The following is an 18,259-nucleotide window of genomic DNA, read 5'->3' on the forward strand; positions in this document are numbered from 1 at the left end:
ACTCAAGTGCAACATGGCTATGAAGCTAAATATTGATGAAAACATTGTTGAGCGGTGTGGTAGTGAAGAAGCTTGCGGGGCTTGGTATTGATAGCTTGGACTGCTTGGTGGAGGTAGAGAAGGGATTGCTTAATGGGTTGGCCCTTGGGATAGAATTGACGAAGCAGTCCATTATTGTTTTCATTGCTTCCGCGTTCCCAAGGTGAGTACGGGTGAGCGAAGTAAATCTTGGCATGTCTAATTTTAGCCAATGTAGAGAATTCGGCACCATTATCAAAAGTGATCGAGTTAAACCAGTTTGGATGGTAATTAATCACCTTCTGAAGCTCTTGACGACAGGTTTCTGCTCGGTAATTGGGAATCTTAATGACAATCTCAAAGCGCGTTAAGCGTTCTGTTAGAGTCATCAGGGCTGGTTGATTCTTCCGCCGAACCCCCTTGACTAAATCCCCCTCCCAATCAAAAGGACGTTGGCGCTGATTAATCTTTTGCGGGCGTTTTTCAATTGAAACTCCCGGCCGCTTCACTGCTTGCCGAGAGTGGGAACGATGGTGCTTTTTTAGATGCCGACTTAGCTTCTGTGGTAAATCAAGATTCTTAATGGCTAACCGTCCCTGGTCAATATAGCGGTAAACAGTTGGCGTTGACGGACAAAACTGGTCAGGAAACTTTAACTTGAACTAGCCAATAAACTCGTCCACACTCATCGCGTTAAATTGGCTGCCCAGCTGTTTGGTTAGGAGCTTAAAGAAGAAATGGCCCCGTTTAAGCAAGAAATGACAATGACATTTCAGCCGCCGCTGTTCATGCTTGGCTGGCGCCGTTTCACCATAGTAGTGATGGTAAAGAAAGTAATCTGAGTTACGCTGTAAGACACGACCACGTTTAAGCTCACGACCAATCGTTGACCGATGACAGTGAAGCTTTCTGGCGATCGCGGCATTAGACCAGTTCAGATCATGTAGTGCCTCAATCTGTCCACGCTGCTCACCAGTTAGTTGATGGTAGTGACGAGGAATGTTAGAATCAATCTGAGTCATGAAGATCTTTTTTGGTCAATTTAAGTTTAGGTCTTCATGGCCTTTTTGTTTAATTTATGATGTTGCACTTAGATTGTAAATCCGGCATAAAAAAGTTATACTAACTTTATATAAGTTGACAAGGAAACGGCGAAAATTATATACTGAAATTTGTCTGGAGCGGTAGCGCAACTGGATAGAGCATCGGTCTTCTAAACCGAGGGTTGAGGGTTCAAGTCCCTCTCGCTCCATTTTATGTGTTGATATATCAACGTTTTAAGCAGTTTGGTCCCCCAAATGTACCCCACTTACAATTTATAATTTAAAATGGGGCTGGGAAATTGGCTAAGCTTCGCGGTACTAGACGCTAGGGATGCGCTTACGACACGGAGCTGGCCTATTTAGTTTCTCATAATCACATTATAATATTAGAAGATGCAAGAGTGGCTGGGAGAAAAAATAGTTTTCTCCCAGCCACGATTTTTTCTGCCATTGTATACTTATATTTTTACTTATTACCAAGGCCAGCGAATACCTTTTGATAGTATGCTTTAGTCTTTGCTGGCGTCATCTTACGAATATTCACTAAAAAATCCTCAACCTGTTGCTCACTCTGGCCACTATTAATTAGGTTCCGAACAAGTGCCAGCCGTTCTTCATCTATTCCTCCCTTACGCCGGCCCTCCAGCAGTTCCTTTTGTTGAACTTTTCGACGGCTCTCAAGAACAGCGCGGCGACGATCATTTTCAATGTCCATTTCGTATAAGGTGCATTGCATGTATTCTTTCCACCATTTCCGGTCCTACTTAACGTAGGTAGTAATTGTACAGTAAAATTATCAGTTTCATCAACTTTACGACCAGCAAGGAGGTCCAGGAAGTTTTGCAGTTTAGGGCCAACTGTTTAGCGATAATTGGTGATATCGAAGAAGAGAGTTACCTCGCCATCATGGTACGGATATTTGTTAATCTGCCGCCTAATCTCGTAGCGCTGTTCCCCCAGTCCAAAGGGGTCAAAGCAACGGGAAAACATACGTAGGCATTATCGGCCTGGCTGTAGTTTCACCCCTCAGCTGAAAGCATCATTTGCTCAATTTGACTGGTGCGCGTTCGTTACAGCAGGCTTTGGTTGACGACCTGCTTTCGACCTCATAGTGGTTCCTATGCTCGTCCTCGGCATAAATACCGAAGCGACACCCTTTGCATCGTACATGCTCGTTAGTTCCTGCTGACACCTTGCCCAGCGATAACTCTGGTAGTACCCGGTGAATCATTTCTTTGGTAATTATCGGGTCCAAGAAAACCTTATTAAAGATAAAATCGTCAGTTAAGCCGGCCTTTTCCCAATGCTTTTCTAAGTTGGGTTGTGCCATAAAAAGCCTTCCTTATATTATTCGCGGGTTTTCCCCACCTATCAAGGACAGTAAAAATGATGATAAATCATTCATAATGGTGGGAACACTCAAGAAGTTAACTCACTGTAACTAAATTGTTTAACAAAATCTAAAGAATTTATCAATATCATACGAAAATCGTGAAAATTAGTTTGCCGCATATTAAACTTTAATTAGAGATTAGCTTTGAGGTGATCTATTATGTTATCATTCTTTATCATTGTTTTAATTTTAGCTGGCTCCTTAGTCGGTCAAATGCTATTTGGTAACCAGGCCCACCAGTCAGCTGGCAAGCACAGCGCAAGGCGCAAAGCTTAATCTTTTAATGATTAATTTGGGAAGGCTTTTTTAATCATAGCTTTCCTAAACGCAAAGGGAGTGAGACAGAACTAGCTTGCTAGTTCGTTTTTCGACGCGAAGCTAGCCTGTAGGAAACCCCCGCAAGCACAAAGGGGACTCTAGCGTTCAGAAAATCCGAACGCTAGAGTCCCCTTTGTGTACTGCGCTGTAGCATTTTCAACTATATAGAAGACTTACGTCACAACTCCTTTTTTTTAATGCTTATTCAAATTGGGCATTAAATTGATCGACCATTACCTGGTAGGATGTTGTAATCTCTTCTGGACTAATATCAAAATCAATAATCCCCATCTTCAGCCAGAGGTGCCAAGCGTGGCGAAAGTCTTCATGACGACGGTCAAAGTATGCACCATTCAGAAAGTTCTTGATTGCCAAGTATTCCTTATTCAAATCCGCTAGCTTATCCTTCTTGTCGGCAGTCGTGATTCGCTGCCATTGTTCATCCGAGAGAACGACCAGGTGTGTCCACTGACGCTTCGCACTCGCCAGTAAGAATAAAGCCAGTCCTTGAACATATAGTTTTCTTAACTGCTCATGATCAATATCACGGTGTGAATGAAGAACATTGGCCCATCCTGCTGCTTTGGCAAAGGCACTCAGTTTCATATCAAGTTGCACATAGACTGTCTGTAGCCGGGCCTCTGGACCAATCATTAACTCTAGCGCATCATCGGCTGTTAATTCAAGATCAATCACTTGGTGGAGCATCTTAGTGATATCCAACTGCTTACTCATCGTGCTGGTCACCGTCCTCCTCAGGAGTACCCACTTGAGGAGTAAACACTTCGGTTGGTTCGGCATATTCATCCGACTCTTCTTCATCCGGTGCAAGGACCATTTTATCGGAACGCACTGCGAGGGCAGAACGATTATCCAGGTACCATTTTCGAATTAAGTGGTAGTGCAGAAGGGTATCAAAGAATGATACCTGAGCTGTTGGGTCATTAACAGCAAAGAACCACTGTTGACTATAGTCATCAGGATCAAAAGCAATATCCAACTTAATTCCCTGATCCAGGACCAATTGGGCCCCATTATTCTTAGGTAGGTTCATCAGCATATAATCATTTTCCGCAGTTGCAACAAACAGCTGGTCAATCACTGTCAGATCCAGATCAGGTTGAACAAGGTTGAAGCGCCTACCATTTTCAGTATTCAAAATTCCGAGGTTGATCGTGAAGTCCAGGTCAGTCTGCAATTCATTTGCAAAGGCAATCAACGGTTTGACGGCATTACGCAAGTCTAAATCAGAATGACTGGTCAGTGCCCGAACGATAAAGTAATTAACTAACGCCCGGTTATCAAATTGCATAAGACGATTCTTCAGGTCGAGGTAAAAGAGTGGTTCCTGTTCACCCTGCTCAGTAAACGCCGCTTCATCCCCATTTAACATAAATTTAAAGGAATCACTATCGGCAATTGGCTCAATTCGGGCAATGAACTCGTGACGAACATTTTCACTTACCTGCACCGCATCAATACCATGTTTCTCTAACAAGCGTCCCATGAAAATCAGGTAGTAGTCAGCTGCTTGGTAATGTTGGGGAAAATCAACAAAGGCATTTTGCAAGTCTAACTTCACCAGTTGACTCGTGGCGGAAAGCATTTCCTGAGGGTCTTCTGTCTGGGCGAGCTGGTCAACCAGGTCAACATACTTTTGCCCCATCTTCAAGACGTCTTTAAAAGAATCGGCAAGCGCGGTTAACCGTTCGCGTGGTGAGCTACTAAGTGTTTTACTATTGTTCATCTGCGCTCACCTTCCCTTCCTCGCTGTTGCCGCCTTCAAGACTGGCAAGGTAGTCGGCATATAAGTTACGATTAGCTAATTCAAAGTCCTCAAAGCTGCCAAAGGTATCAATAATACTCTTCTGTTCATAACTCAAAATCGTATTTTCTTTGGAGAGGGAAAGGACAACCTGTTCATTTTCGTGAATTGTTTTGCTTGCTGTCCGGGCTTCTTGTTCCTCATCCTCAAGTTTCTGTAACTGGTCTACCAGTTCTTGCCGCGTTTCTTTATTTTTACTTGACTCAAAAAGGCCCGAGCGTGCGTTAATTTCTTCCAATTGTGACTCGACGCTCTGCCGTTCTTCTTCTCGCTCCCGCTGGTGGTCAATCAACCCTTGCAAGCGATCATTTTCACTTGAAATTTTTTCAATCCGGTCGCTATTGTAGCGCTTATTATCCTTAGCCAGTTCAAATGATTTTTGTAATTTAGCATATTCAGTTTGATTGAATGAGAAGCGAACATTGAGAACGTCGAGTTCACCGAATTGGCGCCGATCCCACCAATTACCAAAGTAGATTCGGTAGTGACCCGTCTGATACTCTTCGTAGTAGAAAAAGGGGTAGGTCTTCCCCAAGTACTTAATCAGCTTAACACTTAAGTAATTACTCAATTGGTCAGCCAGGTCATCAACCAAAGACATCACTCCCTGATTATTCGGCTGCTGTTCACGATGCTCAATTTCCTTCGCGTATCGCTGGTTGTCAAGAAGCTGGTATACTTCTCGATCATGATGAGCGTCAACTGCTTCGTTAAGTTCCTGAAGGTACTTAATCTTAGCAGCAATTTGGCGTTCGATTAGGCTGCTAATATCAACTGCCTTGTTCTCGTGTTTTTCATCAATCATAAACACTAACTCCTTGTTTTGTTACTAGTACTATCATAACTGAATTGCTCTTGAATGGTTAATATTACTTGCTGCTTTTACTAAAAGCTTACATTTAAAGATTATACCCTTAATTGGGAGATAAATGACCTTTTTTCAATAAAATAGCCAATGCTTAAGCAAACAAAAAAGCAGGGGGCAAAAATTGCCACCTACTTTCGTAAAGGGTGTATCCTTACTTTTTATTAATGGACACCAAGAGTTAATTTTGCAAATCTACTCATCCGGTCAATCGACCAGGCGGGTTCAAAAACAAACTCTACATCAACGTTTTTAACTTCCGGTACCTTTTTAACCGCTTTAGTAACCATATCAGCTAAGACATTTGTTAAGGGACACCCCATCGTTGTTAATGTCATCTCAATCAGGCATATTCCCTCATCATCAAGGTCAATCGTGTAAACCAAACCTAGGTTAACAATATCAACCCCTAATTCCGGATCAACAACTGTTGCTAATTGCTTAACAATATCATCTTTAATCTCTTTACTGTCTCTCATATAAATTACTCCAGCCATTAGAAAGTTCGTTAGTTAAAAACCAATTATTTATTCCGCGTCACCGAAAATCTTTGCACGAATCCGCTTACCAGTAGGAGTACCTGCTAGGCCACCAAGACCAGTTTCACGAAGGGATTCTGGAAGGCCGTGGCCGACCTTAGCTAAGGCTTCGATACATTCATCAGCAGGAATCTGGCTAATGCAGCCAGCTAAGGCCATATCAGCAGAAATCAAGGCATTCCCGGAACCAATTGCGTTCCGCTTTACACAAGGAACCTCAACCAAACCAGCAACTGGGTCACAAACTAACCCTAACAGGTTAGCAATAGCCATTGCCAATGCTTGAGCACTTTGTTCAGCCGTACCACCAGCAACTTCGACAGCAGCAGCTGCACCCATAGCGGAAGCACTACCAACTTCAGCTTGACAACCACCAGTAGCACCGGCAATTCCGGCGTGGTTAGCCATAACCATTCCCAGTCCACCAGCAGTGAACAGGAAGCGAACCATTTGTTCTTCACTTAGATCAAGACGCTTTTCAAGCATGAAAACAATTCCAGGAAGGGTCCCGGCAGAACCAGCAGTTGGGGTCGCACAAATAACACCCATTGAAGCGTTAACTTCGTTAGTGGAGATGGCATCTTGAATAGCTTCCATCATTGTGTCACCACAAAGGGTCTTCTTGTTTTCACGGTATTCCTTAATCTTAACGGCTTCACCACCGGTTAAGCCGGTCTTTGAAAAGACTCCCTTACCTTTTTGACCCTTTTCAACGGCAGCCCGCATTGTGTCAAGGTTCTTCTTCATTTTAGCCCAGACTTCATCACGGGACAAACCAGATGACTTACATTCTTGTTCAATGATAAGTTCTGAAATAGGCTTGTTTTGCTTCTTTGAGTCTTCAACAATTTCTTTAATGCTATCGTACATAACTTGACTCTCCCCTCACTGATTACAAGCAGATAATAGATCCAAACTTATCCTTAAGTGCCTTGACAGTTTCATCACGCATGTAATTCTTAACGTCATATACGTAAATGTCTTCATCCTTGGCACGGATAACTTGCTTCCGACTAAATGGAGCAACCTTTTCCATTTCAGTAGTAACTGGAATACCGTTTTCATGCTTCTCTTCTTTGTCTAAGTAAATAACAATCGGAAGTGGACCAGAAGGCTTGATTTCAGAACCATCCAGAACAATGTCACGAATCTCAATTGCCCCACCACCGATAGAACAACCAGAAACTTGAACTTTCTTGTCGCCGTTGGACATATCAAGAATGGCAGTATTCGGGTGGCCAATTGGACTTTCACCCTCTTCTTCAACGAAGCGAATATCAACACCATTATCCTTGGCAATCATTGGTGCCCGTGGTACCCGCGGGTCATCTGCAGCAAATCCTTGTAAACCGGCGGCCAAAGCATAGTCAGTACCGTGACCACGGTGGGTCTGAGCAAATGAACCGTAGTAGTGTACAGTAACCTTCTTCGGAACGCCACCAAACAGTTTATTAGCGGCTTGGCCAATAGCAACTGGTCCAGCAGTGTGCGAACTGGATGGTCCAATCATAATAGGTCCAATAATATCAAAAATACTTCTGTAATTTCCACTCATTTTAGGTTCTCCTTTGTATAAATGCCTTAAACTGTCAACATTTCAGACAACACTATTTTTCAGTAACAGTGTCCCCTTCACGAATTTCAGCAACGGTGTGGATCTTGTAGTTCTTAAAGATAGCACGACCAATGTAGGCCCAGATAGTACTGTTAATGATAATAAGGATAACAGCTTCAAGAGTCTTCAACCATGGGTTCATACCAAAGACAACGATAAGACCGGCCCATGGAGTAGCCATACCAGTAACCCGAACAACCAAACTGAAGGCCGTAACGATAATACCGTTGATAGCCCCGGCAAACAGGTTCGTTACAAAGATTGGAACAGGGTTAGCAGAAATAATGTCCAACTGGGTCAATGGTTCGATAGTAACGGCGATGGTAGTTGCCTTATCACCGAACTTCATCAGACGGAAGAATGAGAAGTTAAAGATTGAGTTCCCGAAACAACCGAGGGCACCAATAGCCATTGGAACACCAAGCAGGTTGATCAAACTCGTTAGGACCATTGAGGAAAGTGGCGTCATACCAACCAATGGAATAATACCACCAAGGATAGCACCCATTACCCATGGGTTAGTCTTTTCGGCAGTAACAATCGAGCCACCGATAACGTGCAGAATTGCAAGTACACCAGGTTGGATAAGTAATGCAATTGCGTTGGCAAGCATTGGGGCAACCAAAATAACAACGATTAAGTCAAGCCCACCAGTAACACGCTTTTCAATTTCCTTAACCACGAATGATAGCAAGTATGCAGCAATAAATGCAGGAAGTAACTTAAATTTCATCAGAGAAATTCCGATGATCATTGAGAATATAGGACTAATACCGAATGCCAGTGGAACTAATGAACCAGCAGCCAGTCCCCCCATGGATCCCATGACGTTACCAATTTGAGCGGCAAATTGAACATGGAAAACCTCACCAATTGCGTAACTTAAGAACGCTTGTGGCAGGAACGTGGCACATGCGGCACCGGACAATGCACTAACTGATTGTTTACCGTGAGGTGCTTTGAATGTGAACAAACTCATTGCGGCAATAACCAGGAAGAGCATTACGACACCTATAAGAATAGATAACATATGCTTAACCTTCTTTATATAATATAATTAATTAATAATCAATTATCGGTGACGTCTTAGCCTAGGAATGATAATAAATTATTATTGCAATAATAGTGTAACCTATCTTCTCAAAAATGTAAATGCTAATATTTAACAAAATGTCTCAAAATTAGCATTATCTGAGAAAAATTTATCGCTTATTATCAAATTATCGTTACTATAAAACGGTTTAAAATATGGTTTGTCATTAAATTTTAATCTTAATATTTATTTTCGTGATAACTGCTTGGTTTCTAGCGTTGCTATTATTATTAAAAAATGCTAATATACACTATAAATGGTAGATTTTATCATGTTCAGTTCTATATAAATTTCTTTCACCAAAGCCGTAAAATGCTGTTAAAACGGTTTTTTTAGCAGTTATTGACTGGTTAATAATATTATTAATTAACTACTAATAAATTATTATCATGAAATATCTTTATCATTTGCCGACATTATAGAGATCGAAAGCTGTTTACATAGTTCGGTAAGAATAATCATTTCGAAGGAGGTTATTCCAAATGTCAAGTGAAGCTGTCCGAAAGCATATTAAACGGTTTATTCCATTGGTTGACTTCTTTGCTGAGGTCCTTGGACCCAATAGTGAAGTTGTGTTAAATGATGTAACTGATTTGGACCATTCGGTAGTATACATAAAGAATCCAACCATTACTAACCGAAAAGTCGGTGATCCAGCATCTAACTTCGTTCTCAAGATTATGAAAGACGGGATCGACGCTGATACCAATTTCATTGCTAACTATTCTGGAAAATCAAAGAGTACGCCAAATCTGCGTTCCTCGACCTATTTTATTCGCTACCGGAATAAAATTGTCGGGATGCTCTGTATCAATACTAATCAGGCACCGCTGGAAGCTCTGGTTAAGCAAATGGATACTTTTAAAAAACTATTTGAGGTTCAGACCACACCGATTAGCGAAATCAGTACGACTAATAAGGAAAATAAAACGGTGACCCGACCAAATAAAAATATTAAGGTGATTACCGAAAACTTCAATAATTCGGTAAGTTCAATTGCAAAGAGTGCCGTTGAAAAGAAGGAACGAGAATTAAACGTTTCTGTTGACTTCTTCCAGCAAGACCAAAAGATCGCAGTAATTAAGGAATTATATGAGGACGGTTACTTCCTACTTAAAGATTCAATCCGGGTAATTGCTTCCGCGTTGAAGTGCTCTTCCCCGACTATTTACCGCTACCTGAATAAAGTAAAAAACATGAATCAGCAACAAAACACCTTTAAATAAAGAGGATGGAAAAAACGTTTCCCCATCCTCTTTATTTATTTAAAATCGTAAAACGGCACTTAGCATTTAATAATGAATGCTAAGTGCCATTTGAGGTATTTGCAGCGGTGTAAAGTCAATTGACCCTACTTAAACAAATTACTTGTTGCGGAATGGAACCGCGTTTTCTTTCGTAATCTTTGTTACCCCGTGCATGTATGGTACTAAGACATCTGGAATAGTAACAGAGCCATCTTCGTTTTGGTAGTTTTCTAGGATGGCAGCAACTGTCCGACCAACAGCCAGGCCGGAACCATTCAAGGTGTGAACATAACGAAGGTTCCCATCTTCATCACGGTATTGGGTGTGCATCCGCCGTGCTTGGAAGTCCAGGCAGTTCGAACAACTGGATACTTCACGGTACTTGTTTTGGGCAGGCATCCACATTTCGATATCGTGGGTCATCGATGCGGTGAAACTCATGTCACTAGTAGTCAGGGTGATAACGTGATAAGGGATGTTCAACTTCTTCAGAATGTTTTCACCATTGGCAGTCATCTTTTCCAGTTCATCCCAAGAATCTTCTGGACGAGTGTACTTAACCATTTCAACCTTGTTAAATTGGTGCATCCGAATCAAGCCACGGGTATCACGACCAGCGGCACCAGCTTCAGAACGGTAGCATGGAGTTAAGGCCGTAACGTATACCGGTAACAGCTCGGCTGGAATAACTTCACCGGAGAAGTAGTTAGTCAACGGAACTTCGGCAGTTGGAATCAGCGTCATATCTTCACCGTTGACCCGGTAAACAGAGTTCCGGAATTTTGGATATTGACCAGTCCCGTACATAGCAGAAGCCTTAACAATGTATGGTGGTAATACTTCTGTGTACCCATCCTTCATGTGTTCATCAAGCATGAAGTTGTAAACGGCCCGTTCCAGTTGGGCACCTAAACCAAGATAGTAAACAAACCGTGCACCAGATACCTTATGAGCCCGGTCGAAGTCTAAGATACCAAGGTTTTCACCGATGTCCCAGTGGTGCTTAGGTTCAAAGTCAAACTTACGAATCTTACCAACCTTCCGTAATTCAACAGAACCTTCTTCAGTCAGGCTTACTGGAACCTCATCCTTTGGAATGTTTGGCAGGCGTGACATCTTGTCGTGAAACTCTTCTTCATTGGCGTTAACCTTTTCGTCCAGTTCCTTAATGTCAGCGTTGATTACCCGAACCTTCTTAACGGCTTCATCGGCATCTTCACCATTCTTCTTGGCTTCACCGATCTTGTCAGAGGCGGTGTTACGTTCAGCCCGCAGGCTTTCACTTTGCTTCAATAATTCACGACGGGTAGCATCTAATTCCAGAACTTCATCAATTTCTTCGGCCTTAACACCACGGGTTGCTAACTTTTGCTTGAAAAAGTCCGGGTCTTTACGAATCTTCTTGATATCTAGCATAACAAAATCCTCCTAACAACAAGAGCCATTTTCATCCTCAATAAATTTTGGGACGAAATGGCTCTTGTTCCGCGGTACCACCCAAGTTTAACAAAGTAAATTGTTACACTCTTGATAGATAACGGCTACCCACCGTGCGGCATTGCCCGCCCACATATATAAGCACCGGAGTTTCGGCCAATGACTTACATCACCCGTCATCTCTCTGGATGGCCTACTTGAAATGCTTTCGTGTTTCTTTTTACGATTCTTATTGTAGCACGCCGTAATGAGAAAGCAATAACAAAACAAGAAAAAATTATTATTTTTTGGGAAGGGGTAAAAACTTCCTCTTGCTAACCTAAAAAGCAAAGTTGCTTTTATTTTTTACTGCACTATAATAATAATTACAGGTATCTTTAGTACCTGTCGTTTATGGAGCGTTTCGAAAAGAGGCGAAGTTGACTTATGGCACTAAGTAAGCAAGAACGTAAGGAAATGGCTCGTAAGGCCATGGAAAAGCGTGGAAACAAGAAGCCTGATGGCTCTGGTTTCGCAAAGCTTGATGAAGAAGCCAAGAAACTGAGTGAATAAGCTTTTTGAAGCAATCCGAATTAATAAAGCGACTGATTCATCAGCCGCTTTTCATTTTTAAACCGATAAAAACGCCGGGTACACTGAAAATGCGCCCGGCGGTTTTATTCAGAAAATAATTTTCAATTTTAATTTAGAAAGCGTCAATCATCCGGTCTAGCAACTTGATATCAGTTTCCTTCGGGTAGATTGCCATGATTTCATAGATTTGTGGTGCAGAGGTTGCCCCTGTAAAGGCCAGGTTCAATGGGAAGTACAGATTCCGGCCCTTAACACCGGTCTCCTTACCGACTTCCTTAATTGCCTGACTGTAATCAAGGTCATCGCCACCGTTAACTAACTTGTCCTTTAATCCCTTCAAAACTGCCAAAACGTCATCGTTAGCGAAATCATCATTGGCAACAATTGGATCGTAGTTGAAGTGCTGGTCCAAGACGGTGTAGTAATCCCAGGCGTAGGCCATGACTTCCAAGAGCTTGTCAACATCCCGTTGGTGGACATGAATGGTCTTCTTCAGGATATCAAGGCACTGGTCTTCGGGGATGCTTTGCAGATGCTTAGCCTCTTCAGTTTCCCCTTCTTTAACCAGCTCCATTGTCCGCTTAGCCAGTTCATCGACGTCTATCTTCTTGATGTACTGAGCATTCATCCAGTCCAGCTTCTTTTGGTCAAAGTAAGCCGGGGCCTTGGACATCCGCTTTGGGTCGTAAACCTTGATCAATTCATCCTTGGAATAAATTTCTCGTTCACCAACTGGGGACCAGCCTAAGAAGGCAATAAAGTTAAAAATTGCTTCTGGCAGGTAACCATGCTTCTTGTACTCGTTGATAAACTGCAGGGTATCCTTGTCCCGCTTACTGAGCTTCTTCCGGGTCTTCGGGTTGAAGATCAATGGAATGTGGCAGAATACGGGGTGCTCCCAGCCGAGGGCTTCGTAAATTGCCATCTGCTTAGGAGTATTGGAAATGTGGTCAGCCCCCCGCAAAACATGGGTGATTTCCATTGAGTGGTCATCAACAACAACGGCAAAGTTGTAGGTCGGCATCCCATCACTCTTTTCAATGATGAAGTCACCACCCAGGTTGTCAGAGTTAAAGGAAACGTGGCCCCGGGCAATATCGTCCCATTCATATTCGTGATTCTTTGGGAAGTGGAAACGAATGGTCGGCTTCAAGCCTTTAGCTTCAGCGGCCTTCTGTTCCTCTTCACTCTTGCCGTACCAACGACCATCGTAGTGGGGAGCTTCATTATTGGCGCGCTGACGTTCACGCATTTCCTGGAGTTCTTCTTCAGTCGTGTAGTCCTTGTAGGCAATTCCCTTGTCGAGGAGTTCCTGAATGTACTTGTGGTAAATGCCCTTTTTGTTCCGTTCACTTTGCCGGTAAGGAGCATACTTCGGGTTCGGCTTGTCAGGGCCTTCGTCCCAGTCAATCCCTAACCAGTCTAAGTTTTCTCGCTGGCTCTTTTCACCGGAAGCAACGTTGCGCTTCGTGTCCGTGTCTTCAATCCGCAGAACCATTGTTCCGTTAAAATGGCGTGCGAATAAGTAGTTAAACAATGCTGATTGAGCATTTCCAATATGCAAAAAACCCGTTGGACTAGGTGCATACCGAACTCTGACCTTTTGATCCATTATTACGATTCTCCTTTAGTAACTAGTTAGCACCCCTCAAAAAAGGCGCTAGTGCAACAAATACAATTTTATCTGAATGTGGCGATTTGTCAATGTAGTGCACAAAAAAGAGCCGGTTCAACCGGCATCTTTATATTAAATCATTTTCATAGATAAGCTGAATTTTAATACTGGTCCATGTAGCGCTGCCGTTCCCAGTCAGAAACGTGTTGACGGTAAGCATCGTATTCACGGGTCTTAGCTTCCATAAAGCTGTGGTAGATGTGGGCACCCATCGAACCATTGATGACGTCATCCTCAGCAAGGGACTTCAGGGCGTTGTGCAATGTGTCCGGCAGGTTCCGGATGTCCTTTTTATCCCGCTCGGCACTGGTCATCTTGTAAATGTTTTCGTCGACCTCATGGATCGGTGGTAATTGATTCCGTAAGCCGTCCAAACCAGCTTCCAGAACAGCCGCAATTGCCAGGTATGGGTTTGCAGAGGGGTCAGCTGAACGTAATTCCAGCCGGGTCCCCATCCCCCGGTCGCTCGGGATTCGAATCAGTGGTGACCGATTGGACGTTGACCATGCAACATAAACCGGTGCTTCATAGCCGGGAACTAAGCGTTTGTAAGAGTTAACAATCGGGTTGCAGATTGCCGTGTAACTCCGGGCATGCTTCATTAGGCCGCCGAGGAAGTGGTAAGCCGTTTGGGAAAGCTGCTTTTCGTCATTTTCGTCATAAAAGGCATTGTGACCGTCTTTATCGAATAAGGACATGTTCAGATGCATGCCGGAGCCGTTGATCCCTGACAGTGGCTTTGGCATGAAGGTGGCATGGAGACCATACTTTTTTGCAATGGTCTTTACAATCAGTTTAAAGGTTTGAATGTTATCAGCCGCTTCCAGTGCATCGGCATACTTAAAGTCAACCTCGTGTTGGCCAGGAGCAACTTCGTGGTGGGCCGCTTCAACATCGAAGCCCATCTTTTCCAGGGCCAGGACGATATCACGCCGGCAGTCTTCACCAACATCAGCTGGCTCCATATCAAAGTAGTTTTCTTTATCGTTAACGTTTGTGGTTGTGTTACCATCGGCATCCGTCTTAAAGAGGAAGAATTCAGGCTCTGGGCCAATATTGAAGTCCTTAAAGCCCATCTTTTGCATATCTTGAAGAACCCGTTTCAGGTTGTTTCGTGGGTCACCTTCAAATGGGGTCCCGTCCGTCATGTGAACACTGCAGATTACGCGGGCAACCTTGCCGTGCTCTGCTCCCCACGGGAATACCAGCCAAGTAGACATATCCGGGTAAAGGTACATGTCACTTTCCTCAATGCGGACAAAACCGTCAATTGAAGAACCGTCAAACATGATCTTATTATCCATCAACTTATCAAGTTGACTGACTGGTAAGTCAACGCTCTTGATTGTTCCCAGTAAGTCCGTAAACATTACCCGCAGGAAACGGATGTTTTCGTCTTTTACCATTGTGCGAACTTCGTCTTTGGTCAATTTTTGCTTTGCCATAAAATTCATTCCCTTTCAATAACTCTAACTAACCAATGCCATCAACTGCCAGGACGGTTGGGATAGACCAATCACCGGCCTAACAGTTCAAACGTGTATCAAGCTTACCTTCCTTAATACGGTTCTTAGAATACCAATCCCCCTGTAACAAGTCAATTTAATTCCGAAACTTTTAGCTATTTGTAACCAAATTTGTTCGTTAACTTTACTTTTTTAACCAGGCCTCCACAAGGGACTTAACATCTTGAATTGTGTCACTGCCGCTAACTAGGTCAAACCAGTGAACGTCCATCTTGTTTCTGAACCAGGTTAACTGGCGTTTGGCATAGTGACGTGAATCCTTTTTTACCTTTTCAATTGCAGCTGTCAATGAGCATTCGCCAGTAAAGTAAGGGAACAATTCATGGTAACCGATCCCCTTTCCGGCGGGTAAACTAAGGCCGCCCTGGTCGTATAGCCAGCGGGCCTCTTCAACGAGACCGTTTTTCACCATTTGGTCGACCCGGTCGTTAATCCGCTGGTACAAGGCGGCCCGTTCGGTGGTCAGACCAACCAGGAGAAAGTCCGTCGTACTATCCAGCTGCGGTTGAGCAGAAAAAAGTTTACCAGTCCGCTCCACCACTTCAATAGCCCGAATGATTCTTCGCCGGTTACCCACCGGGATGTTTTGACTGGCTTTCGGATCCACTTTTGCGAGATGGTTCCAAATGAACTGGTTCCCTTTTTGGTCGGCGACAGCGTTCCAGTGGTCCCGAATTTGCTGGGAGCGGGCATCAAAATGGTCCCCACCAAGGGTCAAATTAGCCGTCAGGGTTTGAAGGTAAAAGCCAGTCCCCCCAGCAATAATGGGAAGGTGGTGACGGTTGGTAATCTGCTCGATAAGCTTGCTGGCCTCATCTTTAAATTGGGCCGCCGAGTACCGCTGGTCGACGTCAGCTATATCAATCAGGTGGTGGGGCACACCCGCCATTTCCTCTTTGGTCACCTTGGCTGTTCCAATATCGAGGTGGCGGTAAATCTGCATCGAGTCTCCAGAAATGACCTCTCCTTGCTCGGCCTGGGCCAGTTTAATTGAGAGGGCGGTCTTTCCAACCGCTGTCGGCCCCACAATTGCAATTACTTTATTCATTCTTTAACTTCCTTATTAAAATAATAATTTTGCTGATTATGACTGGTAAATAACGCTCAAGTCGCTCATAATAGAGTTAAGTTACTGATAAAAAGGAGGAATTGCCTGATGAAACAATTAACAAAGGGATTTTTAATCGGAACTGCATCAACTTTAGCAGCGATTGTCAGTGGCGCCGTTGCTTTCCATAAGACGGTTATTAAGCCGGTTGAAGAAGAAGAGGTTAAGTTCGACGAAAACCGGCGGGCTGCCACCCGGAAGAACCGTTCTGCACACCAATTCTAATTCCTCAACATTTTAATAAAAAAGTGAGGCTGGAGAAAAAATCTCCAGCCCCTTTTTATTCAGATATCACTTATCAAAAGCCAATCCTAGTACTTCGACTTCTTCGTCTTACCGTCCCAAGCACGGTAACCGTCCCGGAGGATGTAGAGTTTCTTATAGCCGTGCTTGTACAAAAAGGCTGCCGCCTGGGTGCTGACTGACATTCCAGCATCGTAGAGGTAGATTGGTAAATCAGGGCGTAATTCACCGTATTGCTGCCGCAGGTAAACATACGGTAAGCTCCGGGCCCCCAGGATGTGGCCCGCTTTAAAGTCGCTCTCGCTTCGCAGGTCAATCACTTGGGCCTTCCGGATGCCCTTTTGAAAATCTTCTTGGTCAAGAACCGTTGAGTAGCGCTTCCGCCGCCAGGCCTGGTAGCCCCACCCAATCAAGAAGGCCAGGATGATGACAATCAGGACCAGGTTAAACGTCAACAGTCCGTTACTAATAGCTAAAATCAAAGTTTAACGCTCCCTTGTGAAACTAGTTAACTGATTCAAACTGCCGAGCTAAGGATGCAGCACCGATAACACCGGCATCGTTCCCCAATTCTGCCAGCTTCAACTGGGTAGAAGTCCGAACTGTTGGGAAGGCAAACTTTTCAAAGTTCTTTTGAACCCGCTTCAACAGGAAGTCACCGGCAGCGGAGACCCCACCACCAATAACCAGGTATTCAGGATTAAGGACGTTAGAAAGGTTAGCACATGCCAGACCAAGGTAGTAGGTAACTTCGTCCACAACGGTGTTTGCCAGGTAGTCGTTATCCTTGGCCAGGTCAAAGACAATCTTTGAAGTGATCTCGTCACCGTTATCAATCATGGCCTTAAGGCGGCTGTTACCTTCGTATTCTTCTGCCTTGTCTTGGGCCACATGAACAACACCAGTTGCTGAAGCATATTGTTCTAGACAGCCGCGGTTACCACAAGTACAAAGGTAACCGTTAGGCTTAACAATCATGTGGCCGACTTCACCACCGGCACCGACAATTCCGTGAACCAGCTTACCGTTGGAGATCAGTCCACCCCCAACACCGGTACCAAGGGTGATGAAGGCAACATCGTCACCTTCGTTACCAGCACCCTTCCAGCGTTCACCGAGAGCGGCTACGTTGGCGTCGTTATCAAGGGCAAACTTCATGCCTGTTCCCTCTTCGATTTGCTCCTTAACCCTTTGGGTGGTCTTCCAGTTAAGGTTAAAGGCCCCAACAACTGTCCCCTTGTCACGGTCGATGGTTCCGGGAGTTCCCATCCCAATACCAACAAACTGGTCGGGTGTCATTTTGTAAAGGTCCAGGTGGTGGTTAATGGAATCCACAATATCAGGAACAATGTGGGAACCATCATCCAAGATGTTGGTCCGAATTGACCACTTCTGTTGGATCTCACCCTCCTGAGTCAAGATTGCAAACTTAATTGTTGTCCCACCAAGGTCAACACCAAATAACTTCTTTGCCATTATTAATTTCCTCCTGGTTTATTAAATTAGTATAGGCGCCCAGACTTTTCCCGGCGCTCTTCTTCACGATGTTCTTTTCTAAGAACAATCTTTGCTTTCATATACGTTGTCTTGTCGACGACCCCTGCTTCGTACAGGTGGTCTAACTCAATTGCCATTAGCTCGATATCGTACAATCGTTTGCCCACATACACAAAGACGTTAAACTCCTTCAGCAGCTGCTGAACATCATATAACGTCCGATATTCACGTGGTAAAGCCATCC

The 18,259-nt window shown here is 43.9% G+C and carries 19 protein-coding genes, 1 tRNA gene and 1 pseudogene; 5 read left to right on the forward strand and 16 right to left on the reverse strand.

Annotated features, from left to right (window positions below):
- Positions 1 to 17 precede the first annotated feature (17 nt).
- A pseudogene (locus tag KZE55_RS06515) lies at positions 18 to 1,040 on the reverse strand (IS30 family transposase).
- 156 nt (positions 1,041 to 1,196) lie between these two features.
- Here KZE55_RS06515 and KZE55_RS06520 point away from each other — a divergent pair.
- Positions 1,197 to 1,270, forward strand: a tRNA-Arg gene (locus KZE55_RS06520).
- A 257-nt stretch (positions 1,271 to 1,527) separates the two neighbouring features.
- On the opposite strand, the gene KZE55_RS06525 is transcribed toward KZE55_RS06520, so the two are convergent.
- A complete protein-coding gene (locus tag KZE55_RS06525; RefSeq protein WP_047768872.1) occupies positions 1,528 to 1,797 on the reverse strand; it encodes a hypothetical protein in 270 nt (89 codons plus the stop codon).
- Positions 1,798 to 1,841: 44 nt separating this feature from the next.
- On the opposite strand from KZE55_RS06525, the gene KZE55_RS06530 reads away from it, so the two are divergent.
- Positions 1,842 to 2,057 carry a hypothetical protein gene (locus tag KZE55_RS06530; RefSeq protein ID WP_222257869.1) on the forward strand — a complete coding sequence of 72 codons (216 nt, stop codon included), beginning with the start codon at positions 1,842 to 1,844 and terminating at the stop codon, positions 2,055 to 2,057.
- 916 nt (positions 2,058 to 2,973) lie between these two features.
- Here the strand turns inward: KZE55_RS06530 and KZE55_RS06535 are convergent.
- The 7 genes from KZE55_RS06535 to KZE55_RS06565 all read right to left on the reverse strand — a co-directional run bounded on the left by KZE55_RS06535 (position 2,974) and on the right by KZE55_RS06565 (position 8,646).
- On the reverse strand, positions 2,974 to 3,507 hold the full coding sequence (locus tag KZE55_RS06535; protein WP_222257870.1) for a hypothetical protein: 534 nt from the start codon (positions 3,505 to 3,507) through the stop codon (positions 2,974 to 2,976).
- A complete protein-coding gene (locus tag KZE55_RS06540) occupies positions 3,500 to 4,519 on the reverse strand; it encodes a hypothetical protein (RefSeq protein ID WP_222257871.1) in 1,020 nt (339 codons plus the stop codon). The genes KZE55_RS06535 and KZE55_RS06540 overlap by 8 nt, the downstream gene beginning before the upstream one ends.
- Positions 4,509 to 5,402, reverse strand: coding sequence for an exonuclease SbcC (locus KZE55_RS06545; RefSeq protein ID WP_222257872.1), 894 nt, complete (start codon positions 5,400 to 5,402; stop codon positions 4,509 to 4,511). Before KZE55_RS06545 ends, KZE55_RS06540 begins: the two co-directional genes overlap by 11 nt.
- 224 nt (positions 5,403 to 5,626) lie before the next feature.
- Entirely contained in the window at positions 5,627 to 5,941 is a 315-nt protein-coding gene (locus KZE55_RS06550; protein ID WP_222257873.1) for a metal-sulfur cluster assembly factor, read from the reverse strand.
- Positions 5,942 to 5,989: 48 nt separating this feature from the next.
- Positions 5,990 to 6,871, reverse strand: coding sequence for an L-serine ammonia-lyase, iron-sulfur-dependent, subunit alpha (gene sdaAA / locus KZE55_RS06555; RefSeq protein WP_222257874.1), 882 nt, complete (start codon positions 6,869 to 6,871; stop codon positions 5,990 to 5,992).
- 22 nt (positions 6,872 to 6,893) lie between these two features.
- Positions 6,894 to 7,556, reverse strand: coding sequence for a serine dehydratase beta chain (locus KZE55_RS06560; protein WP_222257875.1), 663 nt, complete (start codon positions 7,554 to 7,556; stop codon positions 6,894 to 6,896).
- A gap of 52 nt (positions 7,557 to 7,608) precedes the next feature.
- Positions 7,609 to 8,646, reverse strand: coding sequence for a PTS sugar transporter subunit IIC (locus KZE55_RS06565; protein ID WP_261313200.1), 1,038 nt, complete (start codon positions 8,644 to 8,646; stop codon positions 7,609 to 7,611).
- A gap of 545 nt (positions 8,647 to 9,191) precedes the next feature.
- On the opposite strand from KZE55_RS06565, the gene KZE55_RS06570 reads away from it, so the two are divergent.
- On the forward strand, positions 9,192 to 9,935 hold the full coding sequence (locus KZE55_RS06570) for a helix-turn-helix transcriptional regulator (protein WP_222257876.1): 744 nt from the start codon (positions 9,192 to 9,194) through the stop codon (positions 9,933 to 9,935).
- Between the two features lie 138 nt (positions 9,936 to 10,073).
- On the opposite strand, the gene serS is transcribed toward KZE55_RS06570, so the two are convergent.
- The gene (serS, locus tag KZE55_RS06575; RefSeq protein WP_056962180.1) at positions 10,074 to 11,372 is read right to left on the reverse strand and encodes a serine--tRNA ligase; all 1,299 of its coding nucleotides are present in this window, start codon (positions 11,370 to 11,372) and stop codon (positions 10,074 to 10,076) included.
- Between the two features lie 447 nt (positions 11,373 to 11,819).
- Between serS and KZE55_RS10290 the strand changes: the two genes are divergently transcribed.
- On the forward strand, positions 11,820 to 11,945 hold the full coding sequence (locus tag KZE55_RS10290; RefSeq protein WP_261313201.1) for a hypothetical protein: 126 nt from the start codon (positions 11,820 to 11,822) through the stop codon (positions 11,943 to 11,945).
- Positions 11,946 to 12,078: 133 nt separating this feature from the next.
- Here the strand turns inward: KZE55_RS10290 and gltX are convergent, their stop codons facing one another.
- The 3 genes from gltX to miaA form a co-directional block, all read right to left on the reverse strand.
- Entirely contained in the window at positions 12,079 to 13,578 is a 1,500-nt protein-coding gene (gene gltX / locus KZE55_RS06580; protein ID WP_047768848.1) for a glutamate--tRNA ligase, read from the reverse strand.
- A gap of 164 nt (positions 13,579 to 13,742) precedes the next feature.
- Positions 13,743 to 15,086 (reverse strand): type I glutamate--ammonia ligase, encoded by a 1,344-nt coding sequence (gene glnA / locus KZE55_RS06585; RefSeq protein WP_047768846.1) that lies wholly within the window; start codon positions 15,084 to 15,086, stop codon positions 13,743 to 13,745.
- Between the two features lie 205 nt (positions 15,087 to 15,291).
- The gene (gene miaA, locus KZE55_RS06590) at positions 15,292 to 16,215 is read right to left on the reverse strand and encodes a tRNA (adenosine(37)-N6)-dimethylallyltransferase MiaA (RefSeq protein WP_047768844.1); all 924 of its coding nucleotides are present in this window, start codon (positions 16,213 to 16,215) and stop codon (positions 15,292 to 15,294) included.
- Positions 16,216 to 16,323: 108 nt separating this feature from the next.
- Between miaA and KZE55_RS06595 the strand changes: the two genes are divergently transcribed.
- Positions 16,324 to 16,500 (forward strand): DUF3042 family protein, encoded by a 177-nt coding sequence (locus tag KZE55_RS06595; RefSeq protein WP_047768842.1) that lies wholly within the window; start codon positions 16,324 to 16,326, stop codon positions 16,498 to 16,500.
- An 86-nt stretch (positions 16,501 to 16,586) separates the two neighbouring features.
- On the opposite strand, the gene KZE55_RS06600 is transcribed toward KZE55_RS06595, so the two are convergent.
- From KZE55_RS06600 to KZE55_RS06610, 3 genes are read right to left on the reverse strand one after another with little or no spacing between them, the layout of a single operon-like run.
- Positions 16,587 to 17,000, reverse strand: coding sequence for a rhodanese-like domain-containing protein (locus KZE55_RS06600; protein ID WP_047768840.1), 414 nt, complete (start codon positions 16,998 to 17,000; stop codon positions 16,587 to 16,589).
- A 22-nt stretch (positions 17,001 to 17,022) separates the two neighbouring features.
- Positions 17,023 to 17,994 carry an ROK family glucokinase gene (locus KZE55_RS06605; RefSeq protein ID WP_047768838.1) on the reverse strand — a complete coding sequence of 324 codons (972 nt, stop codon included), beginning with the start codon at positions 17,992 to 17,994 and terminating at the stop codon, positions 17,023 to 17,025.
- A gap of 26 nt (positions 17,995 to 18,020) precedes the next feature.
- Positions 18,021 to 18,257, reverse strand: a complete 237-nt coding sequence (locus tag KZE55_RS06610; protein ID WP_047768836.1) for a YqgQ family protein — start codon at positions 18,255 to 18,257, stop codon at positions 18,021 to 18,023.
- Positions 18,258 to 18,259: the final 2 nt, after the last annotated feature.

Source organism: Limosilactobacillus panis, assembly GCF_019797825.1.
Classification (GTDB): Bacteria; Bacillota; Bacilli; order Lactobacillales; family Lactobacillaceae; genus Limosilactobacillus; species Limosilactobacillus panis_A.